At 46.5% G+C, this 15345-nt stretch carries 17 protein-coding genes; 11 read left to right on the forward strand and 6 right to left on the reverse strand.

What is annotated here, in order from left to right; genetic code table 11:
- Nucleotides 1-83: 83 nt before the first annotated feature.
- The 7 genes from rny to K3F53_RS06955 all read left to right on the forward strand — a co-directional run bounded on the left by rny (nucleotide 84) and on the right by K3F53_RS06955 (nucleotide 7391).
- Nucleotides 84-1625, forward strand: coding sequence for a ribonuclease Y (rny, locus tag K3F53_RS06925; RefSeq protein ID WP_057899233.1), 1542 nt, complete (start codon nucleotides 84-86; stop codon nucleotides 1623-1625).
- 69 nt (nucleotides 1626-1694) lie between these two features.
- Nucleotides 1695-2492 carry a TIGR00282 family metallophosphoesterase gene (locus K3F53_RS06930; RefSeq protein WP_057899232.1) on the forward strand — a complete coding sequence of 266 codons (798 nt, stop codon included), beginning with the start codon at nucleotides 1695-1697 and terminating at the stop codon, nucleotides 2490-2492.
- 117 nt (nucleotides 2493-2609) lie between these two features.
- The gene (locus K3F53_RS06935) at nucleotides 2610-2870 is read left to right on the forward strand and encodes a stage V sporulation protein S (RefSeq protein WP_057899231.1); all 261 of its coding nucleotides are present in this window, start codon (nucleotides 2610-2612) and stop codon (nucleotides 2868-2870) included.
- Between the two features lie 447 nt (nucleotides 2871-3317).
- Nucleotides 3318-5054, forward strand: a complete 1737-nt coding sequence (locus K3F53_RS06940) for a 2-oxoacid:acceptor oxidoreductase subunit alpha (protein ID WP_057899230.1) — start codon at nucleotides 3318-3320, stop codon at nucleotides 5052-5054.
- A 1-nt stretch (nucleotide 5055) separates the two neighbouring features.
- On the forward strand, nucleotides 5056-5922 hold the full coding sequence (locus K3F53_RS06945; protein ID WP_057899229.1) for a 2-oxoacid:ferredoxin oxidoreductase subunit beta: 867 nt from the start codon (nucleotides 5056-5058) through the stop codon (nucleotides 5920-5922).
- A 147-nt stretch (nucleotides 5923-6069) separates the two neighbouring features.
- Nucleotides 6070-6810: an MBL fold metallo-hydrolase gene (locus tag K3F53_RS06950; protein WP_057899228.1), complete on the forward strand. Its 741-nt coding sequence runs from the start codon at nucleotides 6070-6072 to the stop codon at nucleotides 6808-6810.
- Complete coding sequence (locus K3F53_RS06955; protein WP_236781878.1) at nucleotides 6807-7391, forward strand: tRNA 5-(aminomethyl)-2-thiouridylate-methyltransferase MnmM; 585 nt, start codon at nucleotides 6807-6809, stop codon at nucleotides 7389-7391. The genes K3F53_RS06950 and K3F53_RS06955 overlap by 4 nt, the downstream gene beginning before the upstream one ends.
- 40 nt (nucleotides 7392-7431) lie before the next feature.
- Here K3F53_RS06955 and K3F53_RS06960 read toward each other — a convergent pair whose 3' ends face one another.
- On the reverse strand, nucleotides 7432-7635 hold the full coding sequence (locus tag K3F53_RS06960; protein ID WP_057899227.1) for a hypothetical protein: 204 nt from the start codon (nucleotides 7633-7635) through the stop codon (nucleotides 7432-7434).
- A 437-nt stretch (nucleotides 7636-8072) separates the two neighbouring features.
- On the opposite strand from K3F53_RS06960, the gene K3F53_RS06965 reads away from it, so the two are divergent.
- The 3 genes from K3F53_RS06965 to K3F53_RS06975 all read left to right on the forward strand — a co-directional run bounded on the left by K3F53_RS06965 (nucleotide 8073) and on the right by K3F53_RS06975 (nucleotide 10776).
- Nucleotides 8073-8528, forward strand: a complete 456-nt coding sequence (locus tag K3F53_RS06965; protein ID WP_057899226.1) for a chemotaxis protein CheX — start codon at nucleotides 8073-8075, stop codon at nucleotides 8526-8528.
- Between the two features lie 258 nt (nucleotides 8529-8786).
- Nucleotides 8787-10307, forward strand: coding sequence for a tRNA (N6-isopentenyl adenosine(37)-C2)-methylthiotransferase MiaB (gene miaB, locus K3F53_RS06970; protein WP_091260517.1), 1521 nt, complete (start codon nucleotides 8787-8789; stop codon nucleotides 10305-10307).
- 7 nt (nucleotides 10308-10314) lie between these two features.
- Complete coding sequence (locus K3F53_RS06975; RefSeq protein WP_091260538.1) at nucleotides 10315-10776, forward strand: YlbF/YmcA family competence regulator; 462 nt, start codon at nucleotides 10315-10317, stop codon at nucleotides 10774-10776.
- 110 nt (nucleotides 10777-10886) lie between these two features.
- Here K3F53_RS06975 and K3F53_RS06980 read toward each other — a convergent pair whose 3' ends face one another.
- The 5 genes from K3F53_RS06980 to K3F53_RS07000 form a co-directional block, all read right to left on the reverse strand.
- A complete protein-coding gene (locus tag K3F53_RS06980) occupies nucleotides 10887-11759 on the reverse strand; it encodes an ABC transporter permease (RefSeq protein ID WP_057900358.1) in 873 nt (290 codons plus the stop codon).
- Nucleotides 11731-12702: an ABC transporter ATP-binding protein gene (locus tag K3F53_RS06985; RefSeq protein ID WP_057899225.1), complete on the reverse strand. Its 972-nt coding sequence runs from the start codon at nucleotides 12700-12702 to the stop codon at nucleotides 11731-11733. Before K3F53_RS06985 ends, K3F53_RS06980 begins: the two co-directional genes overlap by 29 nt.
- Nucleotides 12703-12768: 66 nt before the next feature.
- Nucleotides 12769-13950 carry an anti-sigma factor family protein gene (locus K3F53_RS06990; RefSeq protein WP_220559919.1) on the reverse strand — a complete coding sequence of 394 codons (1182 nt, stop codon included), beginning with the start codon at nucleotides 13948-13950 and terminating at the stop codon, nucleotides 12769-12771.
- Complete coding sequence (locus tag K3F53_RS06995; protein ID WP_057899223.1) at nucleotides 13947-14492, reverse strand: RNA polymerase sigma factor SigX; 546 nt, start codon at nucleotides 14490-14492, stop codon at nucleotides 13947-13949. Before K3F53_RS06995 ends, K3F53_RS06990 begins: the two co-directional genes overlap by 4 nt.
- A gap of 90 nt (nucleotides 14493-14582) precedes the next feature.
- The gene (locus K3F53_RS07000) at nucleotides 14583-14804 is read right to left on the reverse strand and encodes a hypothetical protein (RefSeq protein ID WP_057899222.1); all 222 of its coding nucleotides are present in this window, start codon (nucleotides 14802-14804) and stop codon (nucleotides 14583-14585) included.
- A gap of 232 nt (nucleotides 14805-15036) precedes the next feature.
- On the opposite strand from K3F53_RS07000, the gene cotE reads away from it, so the two are divergent.
- The gene (gene cotE, locus K3F53_RS07005) at nucleotides 15037-15282 is read left to right on the forward strand and encodes an outer spore coat protein CotE (RefSeq protein WP_057899221.1); all 246 of its coding nucleotides are present in this window, start codon (nucleotides 15037-15039) and stop codon (nucleotides 15280-15282) included.
- Nucleotides 15283-15345: the final 63 nt, after the last annotated feature.

Here is a 15345-nt window from a genome sequence, read left to right on the forward strand (position 1 = left end):
GCGATCTCGTTTTTTAACTAAATCGGTACTTGCTACAATTGTAACAAGACAAAAGACCTCAGATGCAAGGAGGTGACAGAAAGATGAACTTAGTACCTGCAATTCTCATTGCACTTGCATCTCTGGTGGTCGGAGCGGGAATTGGTTATTTTGTTCGTAAATCGTTGGCGGAGGCGAAGATTTCAAGCGCGGAAGAAGCCGCCCGCCAAATTGTAGACCAAGCCGAAAAAGAAGCGGAAGCACTGAAAAAGGAAAAAGTGCTTGAAGCGAAGGACGAAGTTCACAAACTGCGAACGGATGCCGAGAAAGACTTACGTGAAAGACGGAACGAGATCCAGCGCCTTGAGAAGCGCGTGTTGCAAAAAGAGGAATCGCTTGACCGGAAAATGGAGCTTTATGAACGGAAAGAAGCGGAGATTGAGCGCCGTGAGCAGGCGGTTAATGAAATGCACGCCAAAGCGGAAGAGTATCTGCAAGCTCAGGTAATAGAACTGGAACGTGTGTCCAATCTGACACGCGAAGAAGCGCGCGAAATTATCCTGCAGCAGGTAGAACAGGAAGTGCGTCATGAAGCGGCCATGATGGCTAAAGACATTGAACAGCAGGCGCGGGAAGAAGCGGACAAGAAAGCGCGCGAAATTATCACCACCGCAATTCAGCGTTGTGCTGCGGATCATGTGGCTGAAACGACCGTTTCGGTTGTCTCGCTACCAAACGATGAAATGAAAGGCCGCATTATCGGTCGAGAGGGACGAAATATACGCGCTTTGGAGACGCTTACGGGTATCGACTTGATTATTGATGATACTCCGGAAGCTGTTATCTTATCGGGTTTTGATCCCGTTCGTCGTGAAATTGCGCGAACCGCACTGGAGAAGCTTGTGGCAGATGGACGCATCCATCCTGCGCGCATTGAAGAAATGGTGGAGAAAGCGCGCCGTGAAGTGGATGAACGTATCCGTGAGTACGGCGAGCAAGCGACGTTTGAGACGGGGATTCACGGGCTTCATCCTGACCTTATCAAAATTCTGGGCCGTTTGAAGTACCGTACAAGTTATGGACAGAACGTGCTGAAACATTCCATTGAAGTTGCCCATTTGTGCGGCTTGATGGCTGCGGAACTAGGCGAAGACCAGACGCTGGCGAAGCGAGCCGGTCTTCTGCATGATATCGGCAAGGCGATCGATCATGAAGTCGAAGGTTCACATGTTGAAATTGGGGTCGAATTAGCGAAAAAGTATAAAGAACATCCTGTTGTTATTAACGGAATTGCCTCACACCATGGGGATTGCGAACCAACATCGGTTATTGCGATGCTGGTGGCCGCGGCAGACGCTTTGTCCGCCGCTCGTCCAGGGGCGCGCCGCGAAACACTTGAGACGTATATTCGTCGTCTAGAGAAACTTGAAGAAATTTCCGAGTCGTTTGAAGGCGTGGAAAAATCGTATGCGATTCAGGCAGGACGCGAAGTCCGCATTATGGTGAAGCCGGAGCAAATCGATGATTTGGAAGCGCATCGGTTGGCGCGCAACATTACTAAGAAAATTGAAAGCGAGCTCGACTACCCGGGACACATTAAAGTTACGGTTATTCGGGAAACCCGGGCAGTTGAATATGCAAAATAAGAGACAAAAGCTTCTCCGAGCGATCGGCAGAAGCTTTTGTTTGCATCGGCCCATGAAAGGAGAGACTACATGAGATTGTTGTTTATCGGTGATGTGGTGGGGGCTCCTGGCCGCAAGATGCTTCAGGAAATGTTGCCGCGCTTGAAAAATAAATACAATCCGCATTTTACGATAGTAAATGGAGAAAACGCGGCATCAGGGCGAGGCATTACACCGAAAATTGCAAACGAGTTTTACGAGTGGGGGGCCGGCGTCATTACGCTTGGCAACCATTCATTTGACAACAAGGAAGTGTTCGAGTTTATTGATGATGAACCGCGCATTGTGCGACCGGCAAACTATGCGCCTGGCGCGCCCGGACGCGGCGTCACATTCTTGAAAGGCGCGGCGGGAGGAGAACTTGCGGTAATTAATTTGCAGGGGCGTACGTTTTTGCCTCCGTCCGATTGCCCGTTCCGCACAGCCGAACAAATCGTGGAACAGGTGCGGAAACGCACACCATATATTTTCGTCGATTTCCACGCAGAGGCGACGTCGGAGAAACAAGCGATGGGCTGGTTTCTGAATGGTAAAGTAAGCGCTGTGGTTGGAACCCATACGCATGTACAGACCGCGGATGAAAGAATTCTTCCTGGGGGTACGGCGTATTTGACCGATGTCGGGATGGTTGGTCCGCGCGATAGTATTTTGGGAATGGAGCGCGAAGCGGTGCTGAAGAAATTTTTGACTGGTTTGCCCGTACGATTTGAAGTGGCCATGGTTAAAGCGCAATTAAACGGGGTAATTATTGATATGGAAAAAAACACCGGTCGTGCGATCTCTATTCAGCGGATTATGATTGACGAAGCTCACCCGTTCATGGAGTAGTTGGTTTTGAATTTTCGTATTTTTTTCTCCCAAAATAGTAAGGAACAGGAATGATTTGTACCTTCGCCGAATAGAGTAATTGTGGTAATTATCAATCTATCTAAGGAGGTACTTGAGATGGAGGTATTAAAAGTTTCAGCAAAGTCCAACCCTAATTCTGTCGCTGGTGCCCTGGCCGGTGTTCTGCGCGAACGCGGCGCAGCTGAGCTTCAAGCCATCGGAGCGGGTGCACTTAACCAAGCAATTAAAGCCGTAGCGATCGCAAGAGGGTTTGTAGCACCGAGTGGTGTTGACTTAATCTGCATCCCCGCCTTCACCGATATTATGATAGAAGGCGAAGAACGAACCGCGATTAAATTAATCGTCGAACCTAGATAGTTGAATAACCACACCGGTCTTCTATTAGCTGTGCCTGTTTATTCATTAGAATAAGCAGGCTTTTTTTCGTCGTATAGGAAAGGATATGTTGCTTTAAAATATTTCCGAAGGAGAGGATCGTGTTTTAGCATTGCCGAAAAGGGTGTTAAGCGGAGAAAAAGACAGAATTTCGTTTTTTTATTTGATTTTTTTTTATGTTTTTTCATATTAGGGAAAGGGAAAGTTAATTTTGTTAGAATAAATCTTTAAGGAAGGGTTGAAATTTACATGAGAGAGGACTACAATGATAAAAGTTTGAAGTACACAATTTGTTCATATTTTTTAAATAGATACATACAGTAATGACCTGACCAGTGGAAAAGGGCTCAACACTTAGTGTATCTGTTTAAAAAATGATACACTTTTCAGCTGAAAAGATCGATTTATCGTCTTGAAGGGGTGGAGTTCATGATTAGTCAACTTTCTTGGAAAGTTGGAGGACAACAAGGTGAAGGGATTGACAGTACGGGCGAGATTTTTGCGATTGCGCTCAATCGTCTCGGGTATTACTTGTATGGGTACCGCCATTTCTCTTCCCGCATCAAAGGTGGTCACACCAATAATAAAATTCGCGTAAGCACAAAGCCTCTAGGAGGAATTTCTGACAAGCTCGATATTTTGGTTGCGTTCGACCAGGAAACGATCGACGTTAACAGCCCTGAGCTTCGCAAAGGCGGCGTGATTATTGGCGATTCCAAGTTTAACCCGAAAGCGCCTGAAGGAATGGATGTTCGTCTATTCTCTGTACCTTTCACTGAGATTGCCGAAGAACTCGGAACGTCTCTAATGAAAAACATGGTAGCCATCGGAGCTTCCAGCGCCCTGTTAGGTCTGCCGGTAGAATCGTTCACTGAAGTGGTGGATGAACTGTTCGGCAAAAAAGGTCAAAAAGTTGTAGAGAAAAACATGGAAGCCATTAAGCGTGGTGCCGAGTTTGTAGATAAAGAAGCGGGCGGTCCGATTGAAGATCTGCGCCTAGAAGCTGCTGACGGCAAAAAGCGCATGTTCATGATCGGTAACGACGCCATTGCGCTTGGCGCACTTGTGGCAGGCTGTCGTTTTATGCCGGCCTATCCGATTACTCCAGCATCAGAAATTATGGAATACTTGGTTAAGAAGCTGCCTGAATTCGGTGGTACGGTTATTCAAACCGAAGACGAGATCGCTGCTGTAACAATGGCGATTGGCGCCAACTACGGCGGTGTACGTGCGATGACAGCCTCCGCCGGTCCTGGTCTTTCCCTGATGGCGGAAGCGATTGGTCTGGCCGGTATTACGGAAACACCGCTTGTTATCGTGAATACGCAACGTGGTGGCCCGTCCACAGGTATGCCGACCAAGCAAGAACAGTCCGATGTAAACGCGATGATTTATAACACACACGGCGAAATTCCGAAAGTTGTAATTGCGCCGAGCACGGCGGAAGAAGCGTTCTATGATACAGTGGAAGCATTCAATATTGCTGAAGAATATCAGGTGCCGGTCATCGTGCTTTCCGATTTGCAACTATCTCTTGGTAAGCAAACAGTTGAGCCGCTTGATTTGAATCGTGTGGAAATTCGCCGCGGTAAGTTTCTCGGCGGACAAGACATTCCAGAGCAGGAAGGCGAACTTTTTAAGCGCTATGAGGTAACGGAAGACGGCATTTCGCCGCGCGTAATTCCGGGACAGAAAAACGGTATTCACCACGTAACGGGCGTTGAGCATACCGACACAGGACGTCCAACGGAAGATCCGGTACTTCGTATGAAGCAAATGGATAAGCGTCTCCGTAAGCTGAAAAACCTGAAAGTAGATACGCCAGTATACAAAGACGTACAGCACGAAGAAGCTGATGTGTTGCTGGTGGCGATGGGCGGTACGCGCGGTGCCGTTATGGAAGCGAAAGAACGCCTCGCGGCTGAAGGCGTAAAAATTAATTATGCCCATGTTCGTCTTATCCATCCGTTCCCAGTGGCTGAGATGAAGAAATTGGTGGAGAAAGCGAAGAAAGTAATTGTTATCGAGCACAACGCAACCGGTCAATTAGCTGACCAGCTCAAACTGCATGTGGGAATGGCCGAGAAGATTAACAGCATTCTGAAGTATGACGGCAATCCGTTCCTGCCTGGCGAAATCTACAATAAATGCAAGGAGCTGTTGTAAGATGGCAACATTTAAAGATTTCCGCAATAGCGTTAAACCTAACTGGTGTCCGGGATGCGGAGATTTCTCCGTACAGGCGGCGATTCAACGTGCTGCGGCCAACGTAGGGCTCGAACCTGAGAATCTTGCAGTTATTTCCGGTATCGGATGTTCCGGACGTATTTCCGGTTATATCAATGCATACGGCGTGCACGGTATTCACGGGCGTGCGCTTCCGATCGCGCAGGGACTGAAAATGGCCAACCGCGAATTGACGGTTATCGCTGCCGGTGGTGACGGCGATGGTTTTGCGATCGGAATGAGCCATACGATTCATGCGATCCGCCGTAATATGGACATTACGTATATCGTAATGGATAACCAAATCTATGGCCTGACGAAAGGTCAAACCTCTCCTCGTTCGGCTGAAGGATTTGTGACGAAATCCACGCCAAAAGGCTCTATCGAGCCTGCAATGAAGCCGCTGGAACTGGCGCTTGCATCCGGCGCGACATTCGTGGCACAAACAATGTCCAGCGATCTGAAAGGTATGACCAGCTTAATCGAACAAGGTATTAAGCATAAAGGCTTTGCGCTGATCAACGTATTTAGCCCATGCGTAACATTCAACAAAATCAACACGTACGATTGGTTCAAAGAGCATGTGAAAAACCTGAGCGATATCGAAGGTTACGATCCGCATGACCGCATTGCCGCAATGCGTGTGCTTATGGAAACAGACGGTCTGGTAAATGGTCTGATTTACCAAAACACGGAACGTGAATCGTATGAAGCGCTGGTACCTGGCTTCCGCGAAGAAGGTCTTGCGAAACAGGAACTCAAAATCGACGAAGCGAAATTCCAAAAGCTTGTCAGCGAGTTTATGTAATCATAAGCGAAATCAAGCACCGACTGCCGTATGGCGCTCGGTGCTTTTTTTTTATCTCTGTTGCACAAAAAAACATGGAATTGGCAATGCGTTGTCTGCTTTTGTTATCATAAGTGTGCAGGAGAAAAACGAAAGGATGGGCAAAGAATGAGGCTTACGGTATTAGGCTTTGAGTCACCGGCCCCAGGTCCGGGCGGAGCGACCCCTGGGTATCTGCTGGAAACAGCGGCAGGAAAGCTATTAATTGATTGCGGAAGCGGTGTGTACGCACAATTGATGAAGCATATTCGGATAGAGGAATTGTCTGCGGTTGTGCTTTCTCATTATCATCATGATCATATTTGCGATATGCCGATTTTGCAGTACGGCGTTATGATGGCCTCCATTTTTGGCAAGCGAAATGGTACGTTTCCGGTATACGGTCCGGCCGAGCCGCAGGATTGGGCGCATAAGATGACATATCACCAGTATACAGTTCTACACACGGTAATGGAGAATAGTGTGCTGCATCTGGCCGGCGTTGAGATTTCGTTTTTACGCACCGATCATCCGATCATGTGTTATGCGATGAAAATAACGGATGGGAGGAAGACGATTGTATACGGGGCTGACACCGGGCCAGGCACAAATTGGGACATCTTTGCGGTGGATTGCGATTTGTTTATTTGCGAAAGTACGTTTACAACGGAATATGTGCCACGGGGAAAGCGTGCCCATCTTTCTGCCCGGGAAGCAGCACAGATGGCGGAGCGCATTCGGGCCAAACAATTGCTACTTACGCATTTGTCGCCTGACATCCCACGGAAGAAGTATGAGGACGACGCGGCGGCAGGAAGGTATTCCGGCTGCTGGCAGCTTGCCGAAATCGGGCAGGTGATTGAGATATGAACACGATGGAGGCGCATAACCGCGCGCGCTTGCCGCGTATTACGGAGATGGCGCACCGTCTTTTGGCTGAGCGTGTAAAGGCGGGGGATACGGTTGTCGATGCAACGGCCGGCAACGGGCATGACACGCTGTTTTTAGCCGGGCTAGTTGGAGAGACAGGTATGGTACACGCCTACGATATTCAGGAAGCCGCCATTCAAGCGACTGCCGCGCGCTTGGAGAAAGCGGGCATGAGCGACTGCGTTGTTCTGCATCATGCTTCCCACACCGAGATCTCAGCGCTTGCCGCTCCGTTACAAGCCGTCATTTTCAACCTAGGGTATCTCCCTGGTTCTAATAAAACGATCATTACGCGCGCTGATTCAACGTTACAGGCTGTTCAGGCGGCGTTGTCCCGCCTTGTATCCGGTGGCATCGTACTGTTGGTTGTATATCGCGGTCACGCGGGCGGAGAAGAGGAAGCAGCCGTCTTGGAAGCGTATGTACGCAAATTGCCAGCGCGAGAATTTCTTGTTCTCAAATATGAATACATAAACCCGGAGAATCAGCCACCATATATTTTAGCCATTGAAAAAAAATGAGTGCAAAGAGGGGTACGCAAACGCGTATCCCTCATTTATTTTATGCCCGGTTCCCTGGCAGACCAGCTTTTCGTTGGAAGGGGACTTTGACATTTTTGAAGCCGGCGTTATGCGGTGTGGGTTGATGTTGCTGTGTGTGAGCTTCTCGAGCGCGTGGTTTTCCGGGCGGCTTATACAGTTCCGTTGCGAATTCAGCTCGTGCAAAGTCCCGTTTGTTGCGAAAAATGTCATGATGATTCGGCATTTTGGTCACCTCCAGGTTTTTTCGGGGCGTAATTGTAGTATATCCGTCATAAAGAGGGACATAGATGTTAATATTTTCAACGCTTATTTGCGAATTTTATAGGTAAAAAAGTATGATTTGTATTTTTTTCTAGGAACTTCCTCATCTTTTTTGTTGAAAGTTATTTTACAAATGGGTATAATTGCCTAGTAAAGAATTATCTCGCTATGTAAAAAAAAGCAGAATAAATAAGCTGATTTTAATTGTGGATGGCGTTTCATTGATACGCATGATGTGATGAAAGGCTTTTTAACATAAGTAGCGAGAAGCCCCCTTTTTCTATAGGCGGGAGATGGATTGTTCTTTCTTTTGTATTTACAAAAAGTATGTTTCGTAAATGGGAAGAACGGCTACACATTTTGTACACATTACATGAGATATATGGGGGATGGAGAAGCATGCAAGCAGATCAAGTGAACGCGATTCTTTGTGGGACGCGAAGCGTGCTGGAAAATCATTTGGGAATGCAAGTTGTACCTGGCAAACCTTCTTTGCAGGTGAATCCGATCTTTTCTGGCCAGATATCTGTCATCGTCGGAATGACTGGATCGTTGAAAGTGGATTTGATCCTTGGAATGACGCAAAAAATGGTTTGTTCCATCATTGGACGGATGTTTGGTGGTATAGAAATAAATGAAATCGACGAAATGGGATGGAGCGCGTTTTCTGAATTTGGGAACTGGGTAGGTGCGGCATGTTGTACAGAATTGGCGAATAACGGTTACAGCGTTAATATTACGCCGCCGATTATCAACGAAGGGGAAAGCAAATTCCGTTCTGTGCATAAGTTTATCAGCATTCCATTCTGTGTCGAAGGAAGCGAAATCATGGTACACATAAGCGCACAAGGATAGGAAAAAGGGAACAGGCGGATAAGCGGAGGACCTACTTTTCGCTCACCCGCCTGTTTTTTATGGCAAATGGGTTTCGTCATTTACGGGCCAGGAGGCGTTATGGTCGTTATAAAAACCATGTTGGCTAAACCTTCCTTTGTATGTAAAGGATTTTTATTTTATAATTAATTACTTGACTTTTCCTTTGTTTTTATGCTGTTAGTTATGTATAATTCTAGTCGTATCAATATTAAATCATTATTTTTTACGGAGGTTATTATGACACAAGAAGTAAAAAACAATGCATCTTCTTCCGTGGACTTAAAATCCACCAAGAAGGAGAAGGATTACAGCAAATATTTCATCGGTACGCCGCCGAGTTTGAAAGAAGCGAAAAAACGGACGAAAAACGGAATCGCCTACAATCAATTCGAAGGCATTCCAGATGACCTAAAAGATCTGGGGAAAGGCCGCATGTTTCTCATTCGCACGTACGGATGCCAGGCCAACGAACATGACACAGAGACAATTATCGGCCTGCTTCAGGCAATGAGCTTTACACCGACGGAAGATGAGAAGGAAGCGGACATTATCCTGTACAATACTTGTGCAGTTCGCGAAAATGCGGAAGATAAAGTATTTGGTGAGCTGGGCCGTCTGAAGCCATTGAAGAAGGAAAAGCCTGAGCTTATTCTTGGCGTGTGCGGCTGTATGTCACAGGAGGAAGCGGTTGTGAACCGCATCCTGAAAAACTTCCAGCATGTCGATCTTATTTTTGGTACGCACAATATTCACCGCCTGCCGGTGCTTTTGCGTGACGCATTCTTTAACAAGGAAATGGTCGTTGAAGTGTGGTCCAAAGAGGGCGACGTTGTAGAGAATTTGCCGAAAGTCCGCAAAGAAGGCTTACGCGCATGGGTAAATATCATGTATGGCTGTGATAAGTTCTGTACGTACTGTATCGTGCCGTATACGCGCGGAAAAGAGCGCAGCCGCCGTCCGGAAGACGTGATTGCGGAAGTACGGGATCTGGCGCGCCAGGGCTACAAGGAAATCTATCTCCTTGGTCAAAACGTAAACGCCTACGGCAAGGATTTTACGGATATTGAGTTTGGTTTTGGCGACTTGATGGATGAAGTGCGCAAAATCGACGTGCCGCGTATTCGTTTTACGACAAGCCATCCACGTGACTTTGATGACCACCTGATCGAAGTGCTTGCCAAGCGCGGCAATCTTGTAGAACATATTCACCTGCCCGTGCAATCCGGCAATAATGAAATTCTAAAAAAGATGGCACGTAAATATACGCGTGAACAATACCTCGAACTTGTGCGCAAAATCAAAGAAGCGATTCCGGACGTTGTGCTGACGACGGACATTATCGTCGGCTTCCCGGGCGAAACAGAAGAGCAGTTTGAGGATACGCTGTCGCTTGTGGAAGAAGTTGGATTTGATTCCGCCTACACGTTTATTTATTCGCCGCGTCATGGCACACCAGCCGCAGGCATGGAAGACAACGTAAGCGAAGAAGAAAAGAAAGAGCGTTTGCAACGCTTGATTAATCTGGTACAGCGCATCGGACGGGAGAAAAATGAAGCGCTCCGCGGCAAAGTTGTAGAAGTATTGGTAGAAGGCCCAAGCAAAAACAATCCAGATATGATGACTGGCCGCACGCGTACAAACAAAATTGTCCATTTTAAAGGAACTGAAGACTGTATCGGACAGTTGATTCATGTTAAAATAACAGAGCCACAAACTTGGACATTATACGGTGAGGTCGTCACCAAAGTAGAGGTGTAGCGTGCTGATGGAAGAGAAACAGGAACGTACGTATGACTACTCGTCCATTATTGAGTCGGCAAAAGAACTGGCTGCGCTCATTGCAAACTCAGAAGAAGTCGAGCGGTTTAAGCAGGCGGAGAAAAAAATCAGCGCCAACGGACGGGTGCAGGGATTAATTATGCAAATTAAACAGAAGCAAAAGCGCATTGTTAAGCTGGAGCACAGCCGCCAGTACGATCAAATCCCGGAAATCGAAAAAGAAATCGACGCGTTACAGGATGAACTGGACACAATTCCGATTGTCCAGGAATTTAAGCAAACGCAGCAGGACATTAATGAGTTGTTGCAAATGGTTACGAGCGTTATTGCCAATAAAGTGTCCGAAAATATTATCGTATCTACCGGCGGTGATCCGCTGTACAACGACACCGGATACCCGAAGGCCAGGCCAGAAGGCATCAGCGACGGCTGCGGCGGCTGTGCGTAAGCGAGAAAGAAAAATGCATCGAAGTTTGATAAATCAAGGAGCCAGCTACATTTATAAAGCTGGCTCCTTTTTCAGCTCTTTCTATGGTTTTATGAACAAAATACAATTTTTTATAGATCTCGGGCTGTAAACTTGCGTATTGCCAGAAGAAGGGCTGCGATACCATATAGTGCAGTGTATGCCAGCATAATATTGCTCGGGGCAGACAGGCTGCCGAATAAACCCTGGGCAGCGAAAGATAGTGGATTGTCTGCTGTGTCAAACAAGTAGATCGTCATTTTGCGGAAGAGAGAGTCCATTGGGAAAAGTAGGCTGGAGATGATTCCGATATTCATCATTGCTGTTTTCTCCATGAGAACGCCTAGCTGCTCTACAAATCCACCGATAAAGCTAATTCCATATAGAATAATAAGAACAATTCCGCCGTTTACTGTCGTCATCATACTACTGCACAAAAGAGCTACAGCGACAAGAATGAGTGGCTGCACGATGAAGATTCCCAGTGCTTTAATAGCTTGTGAAAACGTAATTTCGACGCGGAGTATGTCACCACCAATCAACTGGTTAATGAGTAGAATCCCAAGAAACAAGCAAGCAGCATATCCAGCAAGCAAGAGACTTAACCCGATGAATTTGCCGCAAATGACGGTACGCCGGGAAATAGGCCTGGCGAGCAGCGTATCAATCTGATGGCTTTCGATTTCGCTGGCGATGCTGCCCACGCTGCTCAAAATGGCGAGCAACGCTGTGATAAATGTAGCGAAATATAAACCGATCCCGAGAATTTGCGTTGCGAAAAATGTTTCTACTATTACGAAGTCAGGCGAATTTATCACTCGTCCTGCTTTTGCTGTCGCTTCCTGGGCCGCAAAATAGGTAGCTATTCCGTAAAACAGGAGAAACGCAAGCGACATGAGTACGGTAATATAAAAAATTCGTTTGTATAAAATTTCTTTACATGTTAGTTTCGCGATTGTCCACATGAGCTGTTTGCGCCTCCTTTTTGTTCACCCAATACATAAATACATCTTCGAGATGCGGCTGACGGGGAGTTGCTTGGTAAATTGCAATTCCTTTGTCGCTCAGATGACGAATCATAACAGGAATATTCTCTTCCTGTTTCAGTGTAAGCAGCCAGTGGGTACGCCCTTCGTCTGTAAAACCAGTGCATTCTTTCTGGATAATAAAGGGGGACAGTTCATCCCATATCGCTGAGGGAGCTGGCCCGATTGTCATATCCACTTGGGGTTTCACAGCGGACAACTTGCGCCAGTCCCCTTGAACAACAAGTTCACTTTTATGAATAATGGCCACATGGTCACATACGCTTTCTACTTCACTGAGCAGGTGGCTGTTCAAGAAAACCGTTTTGCCTTCGTTACGTAATTCATCCATTAGTTCACGGACTTCACGGCGGCCAATGGGATCAAGTGCTGATGTTGGCTCATCGAGAAAAACAACCTCCGGGTCAGAGAGAAGGGCACAGGCCAGGCCGATACGCTGCTGCATGCCTTTGGAGTAGCTCCGAATTTTTTCATCTCCACGTCCATGCAGCCCTACTCGCTCCAACAGGTATGGGATTCGTGTTTTGCGTTCTGTGCGTGAAAGGCCGCATAAGTCTGCGTGGGTTTCTAACAGTTGGCGACCTGTTAGCCATTCAGGATAGCGGAATAATTCTGGAAGATAACCGACTCGCTTTCTTGATTCGATGCTTCCAATAGGAGCGCCGAGAATGGTTCCTTTCCCGCTTGTTGGAATAAGCAGGCCGAGCAAAGTTCGAACAAATGTACTTTTTCCAGCACCATTCGGGCCAAGAAAGCCAAAAACGACTCCGCGAGGTACCTGAAGCGTGATGTTGCGGCATCCAGCTTTTCCATCGTATTGCTTTGTTAGTCGTTGTGTTTCAATTACATACTCCGATTTCAATCTTTTTCCTCCTAACGCACAAAGAGAGCACCTCCTTGTTACAGGAGCCGCTCTTTGCTACTTACTTTACTTCATTTGATTTGCCAGTGAGAGTAAGGCATCTGTATGCGTTTCGTTCTTGCTGTCATATGCGTTCATGTAATGAAGTTTACCGTCTTTTTGCCAGATAAGGAATGTCTGGTTTTCCGCTTCATATATGATCCCCTTTGCACCTTGCACGGTTACTTCGCGTGTTTGGTGTTTTTCATCTATAATATACGGAATAGGCAGAGTACGCTGCCAGTCCTGGATGCTTGCGAGCTGCTGTTTTACGTTCTGCGGGATGAATGGCAAGGACAGAACGGTTTCACGAAGCTGGTTCAAGTCTACATCCTTTGGTACTTGTATTTGCGGAGCACCACTTTCCATATATGAAATGTGTGCAGACGGGTGTGCTTTTTTCGTGTCAGCATTCGCAGGCACCAATTCTATATGAACGGCTTCCGGTACTGTCAGTGAGAATGGTTTGTTGTCCAGTTTTTCGTCAAATTCTACATTGGCTTTCAACTGATGCAGCAAGGCATTTGTTTTCTTCGTATCCAGTTGCATGTGCAGTGTAAAGCTTGGAGACACAAAAATGTTTTCCGTTTTGTATCCTTCCGGTATTGCAGGGAGCGCGTAACCTGCCTTTATAGCATCCTCTCTCTTTTCAAAAGTACGTGTTCCACGGTCTCCATTTTGTTCTCCTACCCATATTTTACCGATCCCTTTAATCTCTTTCATTCCTTTTTCATTTCCCGCGACCCATCTTTCGATCTCTTGTAAATCGGATTGGGTCAGCTTAATCATTTCTACTTTATCCATGCGGAAAATGGAGAGGAACTGGCTTGCAGCCACTTGTACTTGTGGGATAGCCAGAGAGCCAAGAAGCACAGCAGCAGCAGCTGTACCTGCCATGAGTTTTTTGTATGGTTTCTTCATGTTTATCCATCCTTTTCGTTTGGTTTTTACAGGTTTAAGTTCGTGTTGCAAACGCTGTTCAAAGCGTTCCCAGGCTGCATCTGTGTCAATGGAGAGATGGGAAAGCTTTGGCTCGGTAAAAGCCTCTTGTATTGCCGTTTCTGCCCATTGTTCTAGTTTTTTTGCCTGTTCCAGCGAGGTGCGGCAATTTGGACAATGCTCCAGATGGGCAGAGAATGCTTTGCGCATATCACGGTTTATTTCTCCGTCTATGTAAGCCTGAATAAACCCGATATCCGGACATTTCATTCAGCATACCCCCTTATATGTTTGTACATGTTGCGAAATTTTGTTTTAGCCCGCGCGAGCAATGTGCCGACAGATGATTGTTCCACGTTGACAGCCTGTGCTAGTTCTTTATAGGTAAAGCCAGAATATTTCATAAGGAGAAGAGTACGCTCACGTTCTTCCATATTCATGAGTACCTGTCGTACAGATGCAATTTCTTCTTGTTGAAACCATTTTTCTTCCGAAGAAGGACTATACGTTTCTGCTTCGATATTTTGCTTTTTATCTCGCGCAGTGCGTCGCTTTTCTGAGCGTAAGCTGTTATAGGCAGCATATATGGCGGCTTTGGTTAGCCAGGCTGGAATGTTTTGAATGACAGTGCGATCTGTGTGATAAAGCTGAAGGAATACTTCTTGTGCGATGTCCTCTGCTTGAGATTGATCCTTTATGATGCGCATAATTTGCCACACAACGTAAGGATAGTAGGCTTTGAACAGGTCTTTGAAATTATCGGACGCAGCCGAAGAAGTTTGCTTTTTTATCAAGGTTGCTCGAACCTCCATTTTTTCCCTCCTTTCTCGTCCGTTCACTTTATAGAAACCGCTCGCGTGGTTTTTGTGACACGTGACGTGGAAAAAATAATGAACAAACTTTCACTTCAGTGTAAACTTTCCAAGCTCTGCTTTTAATTCGTTTGAAAGAATCGTCGTTTCTTCAGCACCGGCCGCCATTTCTTCAATCGTAGCCGACTGTTGCTGTGCGGCGGTAGCCACCTCAGAAGCAGTGGAAGACTCCTGAATAATACTGGAGATTTCCTGCCATGCATATAATACATGCTCAATATTTTCACTTATGCAGTCAAGCCTTTTTTTCATACTAATCCTTTTAGACAACGATTCAAAAAAGATAAAGATATGCTTTCTTTGGAAGAATGGTATGATATTAATCTTTTCACCCAAGACGCTTGCCCTGCATACTTATGGATTATCAGTCATGATGCTGATCAGGGTGGCATGGATGAGGTGTGAAAGAAATGGATATGGTTGCACCCGTGATGGTTGCCCTGCATACACATGTAGGGAAACGTTGTATGGAGGAGGTAACAACATGTCGAGTACAAATAAAGAGAAGCAGCGTCGGGAAATCGTCACGAAAGCCGTCTGTGGCCGGGGACGAAAATTTTCCGAAGCCACTCATACCGTTACCCCATCCCACAAAATGGTCACTATCTTAGGTGCTTGGGTTATTAACCATACGTACCGGGCGGATAAGGTAGGTGAAATAGTAGAGGTGAGCGGAACGTACGAAATCAACATCTGGTATTCCTACAATAACAATACGGATGCAACATAATCTTAATTGATAACAAAGAAGCGGCAGATTTTTTGTCTTGCTTGCGTTGGATAACAGAACTAG

The sequence above is a fragment of the Aneurinibacillus thermoaerophilus genome, assembly GCF_019603355.1.
Taxonomy (GTDB): Bacteria; Bacillota; Bacilli; order Aneurinibacillales; family Aneurinibacillaceae; genus Aneurinibacillus; species Aneurinibacillus thermoaerophilus.